The following is an 11,494-nucleotide window of genomic DNA, read 5'->3' as shown; positions in this document are numbered from 1 at the left end:
GGTTACATTCCGAACCCGGAAGCTAAGCCTTTCAGCGCCGATGGTACTGCAGGGGGGACCCTGTGGGAGAGTAGGACGCCGCCGAACAAATTTTGAGCCCCAGCCCCTGAGTTTCGACTCGGGGGCTGGGGCTTTTCTGCGTTGTCCCGCAATACGCAGAGCCGGCCGTAGGCAGGAGGGGGCAGCTGTTCCCTCCTGCCTACAGAGCCCTTCGTCTTCGTCTCCTACAGTCGGCCGGCGGCCTTGAGGGCGAGGTAGGCGTCCGCCAGCGCCGGTGCGATGTCGGAGGGCGGGGCGTCGACGACGGTGATGTTGTGCCGGGAAAGGCGCTGGGCGACGCGGCGGCGTTCAGCTCGTGCCTGTTCGGCGGCCGCAGCCGCGTACACGGCGTCGACGCTGTGACGGCCCTGCGCCATCTCTTCGATGCGGGGGTCCGCCACGGAGGCGATGAGGACCTCGTGGCGGTGGGTGAGCTGGGGAAGGACGGGCAGCAGGCCCTCTTCCATCGGGGCGGCGTCGAGTCCGGTGAGGAACACGACGAGCGAGCGCTGTGTGGCTCGTTGGAGGACCGTGGCGACCAGACCGCGGGCGTCGGATTCGACGAGTTCTGCCTCGAGCGGTGCCATGGCGTTGACCAGGGCGGGGAGCATGTCCCGGGCGGCACGGCCCTGGACGGAGGCACGTACGCGGCGGTCGTAGGCCAGCAGGTCGACGCGGTCGCCGGCACGGCCCGCGAGGACGGCGAGCAGCAGGGCGGCGTCCATGGCGGCGTCGAGCCGAGGGGCGTCGCCGACGCGGCCGGCGGCTGTGCGGCCGGTGTCGAGGACGATGAGGATGTGGCGGTCGCGTTCGGGGCGCCAGGTGCGGACGGCGACGGTGGCCCGGCGTGCGGTGGCCCGCCAGTCGATGGAGCGGGTGTCGTCGCCTGGGATGTACTCGCGGAGCGAGTCGAACTCGGTGCCCTGGCCCCGGATGAGCACGGAGGTGCGTCCGTCGAGCTCTCGGAGGCGGGCCAGGCGCGACGGCAGGTGTTTGCGGCTGTGGAAGGGCGGGAGGACCCGGACCGTCCAGGGGACACGGTGGGAACCCTGCCGGGCGGCCAGGCCGAGGGGTCCGTAGGAGCGGACGGTGACGCGTTCGGGGTGCCGGTCGCCGCGGCGGGTGGGGTGCAGGGTGGTGGTGACGCGGCGGCGTTCGGCTGACGGGATGATCAGCCGGTGACGCGACGCGGCCACCTCGGTACCCGGGTACCAGCTGCTGGGCGGCCAGGCGTCGCGGAGATCGGCGCGCAGCGGGCGCCGGCTGGGGTTGGTCACGGTGAGCACGACCTCCGCCGTTTCGCCGAGTCGAACTGATGTGTCACCGGATCGGGTGAAATGGAGCTTTCGTACTGGCGCGGCGAGCGCAAGGTCGCACAGAATTCCGAACAGAAGGATGCCTTCGACGAGCAGGATGCCGCTCCAGCCGGGGAGCAGCAGACCGACGGCGAGGGCGCCGAGGGCGGCCAGCAGGGCGGTGCGTCCGGTGAGTGCCATGGTCGGTCGTCGCCCGTCTCAGCGCGGTACGGGGACGCGGGCGAGGACCGAGGTGATGACCGAGTCGGGTGTGGTGCCTTCCATCTCGGCTTCGGGCCGCAGCTGGATGCGGTGCCGGAGCGTGGGGAGGGCGAGGGCCTTGACGTCGTCGGGGATGACGTAGTCGCGGCCGGTGAGCCAGGCCCAGGCGCGGGCGGTGGCGAGCAGGGCGGTGGCTCCCCGGGGGGAGACACCGAGCGTCAGAGAGGGGGATTCACGGGTGGCTCGGCAGATATCGACGATGTAGGCCGTGATGTCGGCGGAGACCGACGTCTTGGCGACGGCGTCCCGGGCGGCGTCGAGGTCGGCGGGGCCGGCGACCGGCCGCAAACCGGCGGAGTCCAGGTCCCGGGGGTTGAAGCCGTCGGCGTGGCGGGTGAGCACGTCGATCTCGGTCTCGCGGGACGGCAGCGGGAGGATCAACTTCAAGAGGAAGCGGTCCAGCTGGGCCTCGGGGAGCGGGTAGGTGCCCTCGTACTCGACGGGGTTCTGCGTCGCGGCGACGAGGAACGGTTCGGGTAGCGGCCTGGGGATGCCGTCGACGGAGACCTGGCGCTCCTCCATGGCCTCCAGGAGGGATGCCTGGGTCTTGGGCGGGGTGCGGTTGATCTCGTCGGCGAGCAGCAGGTTGGTGAAGACAGGGCCTGCCTGGAAGGAGAACTCGGCTGTGCGGGCGTCGTAGACGAGGGAGCCGGTGATGTCGCCGGGCATCAGGTCGGGGGTGAACTGGACCCGCTTGGTCTCCAGTTGGAGGGAAGCAGCCAGGGCGCGCACGAGGAGGGTCTTGGCGACTCCGGGCACGCCTTCCAGGAGGACGTGACCCCGGCAGAGCAGGGCCACGACCAGGCCGGTGACGGCCGGGTCCTGGCCGACGACGGCCTTGGCGATTTCGGTGCGCAGGGCCTCCAGGGAGGCACGGGCGCTGTCGGCGGTCGGGGCGGCGCTCACGGGGTTGCTTTCCTCTCGTTGAGAAGGACGCGGCGTTCCAGTGCGTCGAGGTCGTCGGCGAGACGCAGCAGGGCCGCGTCATCGGGGGGAGGCGGACCGTGGAGCAGGCTGTGCGGGTCGACGGAGGGGTCGTCGAGCCGGGCGGCCACCGCGGTGGCCAGGGCGGCCGGGTCGTGGGCCTGGGACGGAGGGATGCCGACCAGCGGGGCCAGCCGGTCGCGTGCGGCGGTGCGCAGCACCTCCGCGGCCCGGCCACGGGCACGGCCGTGGCGGTAGAGGCGGGCACGTCCCTCGGTGGCCTCCGCCGCGCGGACGGTGGCGGGCAGCCGCTCGGCGACGACGGGCCCGAGGCGGTGGGCGCGCCAGAGGGCCGCGAAGGCGGCGGCGATGAACAACTGCAGGACTGCCCAGTTCCAGCCGTCGGGGATGAGGTCGAGGAAGCTTTGCTGTCCGCCGCCGAAGGCGGAGGCGTCGGTGAGCGAGGGGAGGTACCAGACGAGCTTCGGGTGGGCGCCGAGGATCTGCATGGCGAGCGAGGCGTTGCCCTGCTCGGCGAGGTTCTCGTTCTGCAGGAGGGTGTGGGTGCCGAGGACGACGGTGTCGCCGCCGTTGGCCGCGGGCAGCCGCAGCAGGGTGAAGTCGCCCCGGGCATCGGGGTAGCAGTGGTCGGCGCCCCGCGAGGACGTCGCATACCCGCTGCCGCCCATTTCGGCGGAGCCGGCGGTGCGGGCGGCGGCCAGGTCGCACCCGGGCTCGAGGACGTGGACGGGGACGGGCCCCGTGTAGCGGACGCCCGGGGCGAGCCGTCCGATGGAGGGCTCGCTGGGGGAGAGGAGGACGACACGGCCGCCCGCGCGCTCCATCGCGCCATGTACCACGTCCTGCTGACGCTTCGTCAACAGGTCGGGCACGGTGACGAGGACGGTGGTGTCAGGTCCGGCGGCGGCCAGGGCCTCGTCGGTGGTGGTGACGACCGTGGTGGTCACACCTTGGTCGTGGAGGAGTTGAGCGACGGCCCGGCTGCCGGACGGGTCGGGAGAACGGGGGTCGAGTGCGTCATGGTTCTCACCGGAGCGCGCGGCGGCGTACAGGATGCCGAAGACGATCAGGACGAGGAACGCCACGAGCAGGGTGCGCGAGCGCGTCCACAGCTGGCCCGCGGTCGGGGAGGCCGACGTGGTGGCCGGGGTGGCTGCCTGTGGCGGAGACAGGGTGTCGGTCACGGGCGGGAACCTCCGGCGGCCGCGCCGCTGTCGGCCAACCGGGGCTTGGTGCTCTGTATTTCGATATCGAGTACGCGCAGGGCCGCGTAGGCGACAGGGGTGCCCGGGCGGTCCCCGTAGGTGACGTCGTCGAAGGTGCGGGCGGCGTCCGCGAGGCGGGCGGCGTGGCCGGGGAGGGGACGGCCCGCCTCGGCGGCCGCCTCGTCCGCGGTCCGGCCGGGGCGCGGGTCGAGCAGGGCCCGTTCCTCCAGGGAGCGCACGATCGCGCGCATCCGTTCCTGGACGGCCTCGCTCCACCGGCCGTGGTGCGCGTGTTCCTCGGCGGCGGCCCGGTGCTCGGCTGCGGTCCGGGGGGCGTCGGCGAACAGCCCGGTGCCGGTGGTGGGTTGCGCGCGCAGCCTGCCGAGCCGCAGGCGCAGGGCGACGACCAGCAGCACGACCACGACGATGATCGCCACCACGCCGACGGTGCCTCCGGGGGTGACCCCGGAGGCGGCTTCCATCAGGTGGGAGACCTTCTCCCAGAGCCAGTTCAGGGCGCGTTCGAACAGGCTCGGGTCGTCGCGGTGGTAGATGCCCTTGGACAGCTCGTCCTCGGCGGCCTCTCGGGCGGGGCCGCGGGGAATGGTGACCGGTACGTCCTCCCCCGACACCGGCATCAGCCCCCGGTGGCTGAGCTGTTGCCGGGTGCGCCGCTCCCGCCGAGGGCGTCGGCATAGCCGGGGACACCCGCGGCGCGGGCCAGTTCGATGTCGAGGGCCTCGCGACGGATCCGCTGATCCATGTAGAGCAGGGCGGTAACGCCGGCGTTGATGGGGAAGGTGATGGTGGATCCGATGACGGCGCCGATCCCGATGACGATCAGGTACGTCCAGCCGAGGTTCGCCTGGTCGCCCGACGCGAAGGACGACAGGCCGTCGCTTCCGGTGAAGATGCCCGCCAGCACGAAGGGAATCTGGATGATCGACGAGACGATGTAGACGAGGATCATGGTGAGCAACTGGATGCCCAGAATGCGCCACCACGACCCGCGGACCAGCTTGGCCGACCGGGCCATGGACTTCAGGACACCCTGCTTCTCCAGCATGAGAGCGGGTGAGGAGAGGCTGAAGCGGATCATCAGCCAGACGATCACGCCGAGGGCGACCACGCCGCCGAGGAGGGCCAGGCCGACACCAGCGCCCGTGGCGCCGCCGGCCGCGACGAGGATCCCGGGGACGATGCCGACGGCCATGATCCCGGCGCCGATCAGGGTGAGCAGCAGCGTCAGCCCGAACAGGCGCGGCAGCTGGCGGCGGGCATCGGACCACGCCTCGGCCAGGGTCACCTCGCGGCCGAGGACGGCCCGGCTGACGACCATGGTGAGCATCGCCGTGGCGATCACCGTTCCGAGGAGGGTGATGACCAGGGCGAGCCCCCCGGCGGCCAGCGTGCCGCCGACGGCGTTCATGACGTCGCTGAACGAGGGGTCGGTACGGCCTTCCAGGGAGTTGAGCGTCTCGCTGTCGTCGAGCATGAACCCCTGGAGCAGCAGCATGGCGCCCTGGGTCAGCAGCGAGACCGCGAAGGAGATGGTGAGCACGGTGCGCCAGTGCGCGCGCATCGTGGAAACCGCGCCGTCGAGGATCTCGCCGACGCCCAGCGGACGCAGCGGGATGACACCGGGCTTGGGGGACGGCGGGGCACCCCAGTGCGGCTGCTGCCAGCCGGAGGGCGCGGGGCTGCCCCACACCGGGCCGCTGGGCGGAGGCGGGGCGCCCCAGCCGCCTGCGGTCTTCCACTGGCCCGCGGGCGGCTGCTGCTCGGACCAGTTCTGCGGCGCAGCGTCCTGCGGCGCACCGGGGCCGTCGGTGCGGCCCGGTTCGCCGGAGGGGGAGGATCCGGGCGAGGCCCAGCCCGGAGAGTCGTTCATCGTCGCTCCTTCGCTACTGCGCTACCTACTCGTCCAACGGCGGGACGGTGGCCATCGTGCCATGGGCGAAGCGGGCTTGTACCTGCGGATGCGGAGTGCCGCAACCGTTCAAAACGTGCTGCCGTTCACGGCAGACTGAGCAGATGGGTGATCAGTACGTGGTAACTCTGGCCAATGATTCCAAGGGCAACCCTGACGAGCCCCTCCCGGCGCTGCGCTGGGAGGAGCCGCCGGAGGGCCCCGTCGTCGTCCTCCTCGACCAGACCCGGCTGCCCGCCGAGGAAGTGGAGCTGGTCTGCACCGACGTCCCCGCCCTTGTCGAGGCCATCCGCGGCCTCGCCGTGCGCGGCGCCCCGCTGCTCGGCATAGCCGGCGCGTACGGCATCGCCCTCGCCGCCGTCCGCGGCTACGACGTGGACGAGGCCGCCGAATCCCTCGCCCACGCCCGGCCCACCGCCGTCAACCTGGCCTACGGCGTCCGGCGGGCCCTGGCCGCCTACCGGGCCGCCCTCACCGGCACCGCCGGGGGCGACCCCGAACGCGCCGCCGCGGCGGCCCTGGCCGAGGCCCGCAGCCTGCACGCCGAGGACAAGGAGGCCAGCGCCGCCATGGCCCGCCACGGCCTCCAGCTGCTCGCCGAGCTCCTCCCCGGCGGCGGCTACCAAATCCTCACCCACTGCAACACCGGCGCCCTCGTCTCCGGCGGCGAGGGCACCGCGTTCGCCGTCGCACTCGCCGCCCACCGCCAGGGCCAGCTGCGCCGCCTGTGGGTCGACGAGACCCGCCCCCTGCTCCAGGGCGCCCGCCTCACCGCCTACGAGGCCGCCCGCTCCGGCATGGCGTACACCCTGCTCACCGACAACGCCGCAGGCTCACTCTTCGCCGCCGGCAACGTGCACGCCGTCCTCATCGGCGCCGACCGCATCGCCGCGGACGGCTCCGTCGCCAACAAGGTCGGCAGCTACCCACTCGCCGTGCTCGCCCGGTACCACAACGTGCCCTTCATCGTCGTCGCCCCCACCACCACCGTCGACCAGGGCACCGCCGACGGCCCGTCCATCGAGATCGAGCAGCGCCCCGGGCACGAGGTGACCGAATCGGCCGGAAACCCGGTGGCACCCCTCGGCACCCAGGCGTACAACCCTGCGTTCGACATCACACCCGCAGGTCTGATAACGGCAATAGTCACCGAAAACGGCGTGGTTTCGCCGGTCACACCCGATGCCCTGGCAGCTTTGTGCCCGTCTCGTGCTCCAGGTCACGATCAGGTAATGGGATGATGGTCGCTATGAAGGGACGCGTCCTGGTCGTCGACGACGACACCGCACTGGCAGAGATGCTTGGCATCGTGCTGCGCGGAGAAGGTTTTGAGCCGTCGTTCGTGGCCGACGGTGACAAGGCCCTCGCCGCATTCCGTGAGACCAAGCCTGATCTGGTCCTCCTCGACCTCATGCTCCCCGGACGGGACGGCATCGACGTATGCCGCCAGATCCGGGCCGAGTCCGGGGTCCCCATCGTCATGCTCACCGCGAAGAGCGACACGGTCGACGTCGTCGTGGGCCTGGAGTCCGGGGCCGACGACTACGTCATCAAGCCGTTCAAGCCCAAGGAGCTCGTCGCCCGCGTGCGGGCCCGGCTGCGCAGGGCCGAAGAGCCCACGCCGGAGCAGCTCACCATCGGTGACCTGGTCATCGACGTGGCCGGCCACTCGGTCAAGCGGGACGGCCAGCCCATCGCGCTGACCCCCCTCGAGTTCGACCTGCTGGTCGCGCTCGCCCGCAAGCCCTGGCAGGTCTTCACCCGCGAAGTGCTACTCGAGCAGGTCTGGGGCTACCGGCACGCCGCCGACACCCGCCTGGTCAACGTGCACGTCCAGCGGCTGCGCTCCAAGGTCGAGCGGGACCCCGAGCGCCCCGAGATCGTGGTGACCGTCCGCGGCGTCGGCTACAAGGCCGGACCGGGCTGACGTGGCCACCGCGTACGAGCGTGAGCGGATGGAGAGCCGGCACGCGGACCCCCTGACGGGTCTGCTGCCGGTGCTCCGCTCGTTCGTGCGCTGGGCCCGGCGGCCCCTCCAGCCCGCCGCCCGGCTCTGGCGCCGCAACATCCAGCTGCGCGTGGTCGCCACCACCCTGCTGATGTCCCTCGGCGTCGTCCTGCTCCTCGGCATCGTCGTCATCGGGCAGGTCAAGAACGGACTGCTCGACGCCAAGCGGCAGACCGCCCAGAGCCAGGCCGTCGGCGGCTTCGCCGTCGCCAAGGAGACGGCCCGCAGCGCCCCCGACACCGGCGGCGCCGGAACCGACAGCCAGCACAGCCCCGACACCGCGACCTGGCTCAACGACCTCGTCGACGGACTCGCCAGCAGCGGCCAGGGCGTCTACTCCGTCGTCGCCCTCAGCTCGGACACCTACAGCGCCAAGGCGGACAGCCCCGGCACCCACGCACCCCGCGGCTCCGGCGGCGTCTGGCCCGAGGAGAGCGTGCCCGCGGACCTGCGTCAGGCCCTCGACGAGCGGTCCGACGTCTTCGAGCGCTACATCTCGATGAAGAGCGACAGCGAGCCCGACGGCGAGCCCGCCCTCATCGTCGGCCAGCGCCTCAGCGACCCCAACGGCAACCCCTTCCAGCTGTACTACCTCTTCCCCTTCGACCAGGAGGAGAAGACCCTCGGCCTGGTCAAGGGCACCCTGGCCACCGCCGGGATCTTCGTCGTCGTGCTGCTCGGCGCCATCGCCTGGCTCGTCGTCCGGCAGGTCGTGACGCCCGTCCGCATGGCCGCCCGGATCTCCGAGCGGCTCGCCGCCGGACACCTCCAGGAACGCATGAAGGTCACCGGCGAGGACGACATCGCCCGCCTGGGAGAATCCTTCAACAAGATGGCGCAGACCCTCCAGGTCAAGATCCAGCAGTTGGAAGACCTGTCCCGGATGCAGCGCCGCTTCGTCTCGGACGTCTCCCACGAGCTGCGCACCCCGCTGACCACCGTCCGCATGGCCGCCGACGTCATCCACGAGGCACGCGAGGACTTCGACCCCGCCACCGCGCGCTCCGCCGAGCTGCTGCAGAACCAGCTCGACCGCTTCGAGTCGATGCTCTCCGACCTCCTGGAGATCAGCCGCTTCGACGCCGGCGCCGCCGCCCTGGAGGCCGAACCCGTCGACCTGCGCGACGTCGTGCGGCGCGTCGTGGACGGCGCCGAACCGCTCGCCGAGCGCAAGGGCAGCCGCATCGTCGTCCTCGGGGACGAGCAGCCCGTCACCGTCGAGGCCGACGCCCGCCGCGTCGAACGCGTCCTGCGCAACCTCGTCGTCAACGCCGTCGAACACGGCGAGGGCCAGGACGTCCACGTCCGCATGGCCTCCGCCGGAGGCGCCGTCGCCGTCGCCGTGCGCGATTACGGCGTCGGCCTCAAGCCCGGCGAGGCCACCCGCGTCTTCAACCGCTTCTGGCGCGCCGACCCCGCCCGCGCCCGCACCACCGGCGGCACCGGCCTCGGCCTGTCCATCGCCTTGGAGGACGCCCGCCTGCACGGCGGCTGGCTCCAGGCCTGGGGCGAGCCCGGCGGCGGCTCCCAGTTCCGGCTGACCCTGCCCCGTACCGGCGCCGACAGCCTGCGCGGATCACCGATCGCCCTCGAACCCGAGGACTCCCGCCGCAACCGCGACCTCGCCTCCGCGCTCTCCCACCGCGGCATGCCCGCAGGTGCCACCGCGCTGGACGCCGCCGCGTCCCCGGCCTCCGCGCACCACGGCTTCCCGGCACCGCGCTTCGCCGCGCCCGCCATCCCCTCGATGCCGCTCAGCCCACCACGTCCCCCGGCCGCCGACCCCGCGGCCCTGCCCGGCAACGGCGCACGGGTCGTCGGGCACCGCGCGGGCAGCGGGACGGTCACCCACCCCACGACGACAGCAGACCAGGCGCGGGAGGACGAGGACTGATGCGTGCGAAGGGGGGCGGCCTTCCGAGGCCGGCCGCTGCGGGGGTGCTCCTGTGCGGACTGGTGCTGCTCACGGGCTGCGCCTCCATGCCCAGCAGCGGTGAGGTGCACAAGGTCGGCGGCGGCGAGAGGCACACCGACACCGACGCCCAGGTCCGGGTCTTCGGCGTCAAACCGCAAGGCGGCGAGAACCCCCGCGACATCGTCAACGGCTTCCTCGAAGCCACCACGAGCGACGAGGCCGACTACGCCACCGCCAAGCTCTACATGACCAAGGACCAGGCCAAGCGCTGGAAACCCGAGTCCGGGATCACCATCCTCGCCGGCGGACCCTCCCAGGTGCAGGAACCCGGCGCGATAGCCGACGGCAAGGACGGCGGCAGCACCCAGATCACCCTCACCGGCGACAGGGTCGCCACCGTCGACGGACGGCACGCCTACCGCGCCGAGGACGGCTCCTTCAGCACCGGCATACGCCTGACCAAGGAGAAGGGCGAATGGCGCATCGCCGGCGTCGGTGACGGCCTGGTGCTCAGCGAGGCCGACTTCCAGCGCTTCTACCGCTCCGTCGACACCTTCTACTTCGCCTCCCCCGGGCCGGGCCCCGAGGAGGCCGCCGCCGGCCGGAACGCCCTCGTCGCCGACCCGATCTACCTGCGCAAGCGCATCAACGCGCTCAGCACCACCGTCAACGCCCTGCTCGCCGGACCCACCGACTGGCTGGAACCGGTCGTCGTCTCGGCGTTCCCCACGGGCATCCGGGCCACCAAGGTCGAGATCGAGGACTCCCAGCGCGTGACGGTGACGCTCAACCGGTCCCCCGGTGGCGACGGTGCCCGGTGCGAACGGATGGCCGCCCAGCTGATCGAGACCGTCCAGGGCATGTCCTCCACACCCGTGCCCTCGGTCGAACTCCAGGGCCCGGACGGCCGCAGCCTGTGCTCGCTCCGGCGCGACGACGCCGGAGCGTACGCCCCGGGCAAGCTCGTGGGGGAAAGCCGGGAGCAGTACTTCATCGACGCGGACCACCACCTCGTCAGCCTCAGCGGCGCGGACACCCAGCCCACCGCAGTGGCGGGCCCCCTCGGCACCGGCCCGTTCAAGATGGGCTCCGCCGCCGTGCGGCGCGACGAGCAGTACGCCGCCGCCCTCAGCGAGGACGGGGCGAGCCTCTACGTGACCGGGCTGAGCGCCGACGCCCAGCTCGGCCCCGTCGTCCTGCGCAGCCAGGCCACCGACCCGAAGAACCGCCTCACCACGCCCAGCTGGGACGGCTACGGCGACCTCTGGATCGCCGACCGCAACCCGAAGCAGCCGCAACTGCTGATGCTGCGCGACGGCGCCGGCACCCCCGTGCCCGTCGCCGTGCCGGAACTCGGCGACGGGCGCATCGAATCGCTACGGGTCGCGGCCGACGGCGTGCGCATCGCCCTGCTGGTCCGTGACGGCGGCCACACCACACTGCGGCTCGGACGGATCGAGCGCACCGGGACCGCCGACGACCCGCGGATCACGGTGGCGGAGCTGCGCAGCGTCGCGCCGCAGCTCGAAGACGTCAAGGCGGCGTCCTGGGCCGGGGTCAGCCGGGTGGTCGTCGTGGGACGCGAGGCCGGGGGAGTGCCGCAGATCCAGTACGTGGACGCGGACGGCTCGGGCGCGTCCACGCCGAGCCTGCCGGGCATCAGCGGCGTGACGTCGGTCGCGGCCTCGGAGCGCCAGGACAAGCCGCTGCTCGCGGAGCTCGACGGCGGGGTCTTCCGGCTACAGCCCGACTCCAACTGGAAGGAAGTCGCGCCCAAGGCCAGCTCGCCCGTCTACCCGGGCTGACCGGCCGGGGCGCCCTCCTCGGGCGTCTGCGTCGAGTGGTGATCGCGCGGTGATCGTGCGGCGGCGGAAG

General features: G+C 72.3%; 9 protein-coding genes and 1 rRNA gene. 5 read left to right on the top strand and 5 right to left on the bottom strand.

The genetic code is table 11. From position 1 onward, the window contains the following. Positions 1 to 87: ribosomal RNA gene (gene rrf, locus PV410_RS35675) — 5S ribosomal RNA — on the top strand; the annotation flags it as partial. 137 nt (positions 88 to 224) lie between these two features. Here the strand turns inward: rrf and PV410_RS35670 are convergent. The 5 genes from PV410_RS35670 to PV410_RS35650 are packed head-to-tail and all read right to left on the bottom strand — an operon-like array spanning position 225 to position 5,657. Then, complete coding sequence (locus PV410_RS35670; RefSeq protein WP_500330134.1) at positions 225 to 1,535, bottom strand: DUF58 domain-containing protein; 1,311 nt, start codon at positions 1,533 to 1,535, stop codon at positions 225 to 227. Between the two features lie 18 nt (positions 1,536 to 1,553). Next, a complete protein-coding gene (locus PV410_RS35665) occupies positions 1,554 to 2,522 on the bottom strand; it encodes an AAA family ATPase (protein WP_500330132.1) in 969 nt (322 codons plus the stop codon). Then, positions 2,519 to 3,745: a DUF4350 domain-containing protein gene (locus tag PV410_RS35660; protein WP_500330130.1), complete on the bottom strand. Its 1,227-nt coding sequence runs from the start codon at positions 3,743 to 3,745 to the stop codon at positions 2,519 to 2,521. Before PV410_RS35660 ends, PV410_RS35665 begins: the two co-directional genes overlap by 4 nt. Further along, the gene (locus PV410_RS35655; RefSeq protein ID WP_500330128.1) at positions 3,742 to 4,404 is read right to left on the bottom strand and encodes a DUF4129 domain-containing protein; all 663 of its coding nucleotides are present in this window, start codon (positions 4,402 to 4,404) and stop codon (positions 3,742 to 3,744) included. Before PV410_RS35655 ends, PV410_RS35660 begins: the two co-directional genes overlap by 4 nt. After that, the gene (locus tag PV410_RS35650) at positions 4,404 to 5,657 is read right to left on the bottom strand and encodes a proline-rich domain-containing protein (RefSeq protein WP_500330126.1); all 1,254 of its coding nucleotides are present in this window, start codon (positions 5,655 to 5,657) and stop codon (positions 4,404 to 4,406) included. The genes PV410_RS35655 and PV410_RS35650 overlap by 1 nt, the downstream gene beginning before the upstream one ends. 143 nt (positions 5,658 to 5,800) lie before the next feature. Here PV410_RS35650 and mtnA point away from each other — a divergent pair, with 143 nt between their 5' ends. The 4 genes from mtnA to PV410_RS35630 are packed head-to-tail and all read left to right on the top strand — an operon-like array spanning position 5,801 to position 11,424. Continuing rightward, positions 5,801 to 6,937: an S-methyl-5-thioribose-1-phosphate isomerase gene (gene mtnA / locus PV410_RS35645; protein WP_500330124.1), complete on the top strand. Its 1,137-nt coding sequence runs from the start codon at positions 5,801 to 5,803 to the stop codon at positions 6,935 to 6,937. Further along, the gene (mtrA, locus tag PV410_RS35640) at positions 6,934 to 7,623 is read left to right on the top strand and encodes a two-component system response regulator MtrA (RefSeq protein WP_078620260.1); all 690 of its coding nucleotides are present in this window, start codon (positions 6,934 to 6,936) and stop codon (positions 7,621 to 7,623) included. Before mtnA ends, mtrA begins: the two co-directional genes overlap by 4 nt. A 28-nt stretch (positions 7,624 to 7,651) precedes the next feature. After that, on the top strand, positions 7,652 to 9,598 hold the full coding sequence (gene mtrB, locus PV410_RS35635) for an MtrAB system histidine kinase MtrB (RefSeq protein ID WP_500330140.1): 1,947 nt from the start codon (positions 7,652 to 7,654) through the stop codon (positions 9,596 to 9,598). Further along, positions 9,598 to 11,424 carry an LpqB family beta-propeller domain-containing protein gene (locus PV410_RS35630; protein ID WP_500330123.1) on the top strand — a complete coding sequence of 609 codons (1,827 nt, stop codon included), beginning with the start codon at positions 9,598 to 9,600 and terminating at the stop codon, positions 11,422 to 11,424. The genes mtrB and PV410_RS35630 overlap by 1 nt, the downstream gene beginning before the upstream one ends. Positions 11,425 to 11,494 lie beyond the last annotated feature (70 nt).

This window comes from Streptomyces sp. PA03-5A, from assembly GCF_033792725.1.
Lineage (GTDB): Bacteria > Actinomycetota > Actinomycetes > Streptomycetales > Streptomycetaceae > Actinacidiphila.
This window is presented reverse-complemented; position numbering and strand designations above follow the sequence as displayed.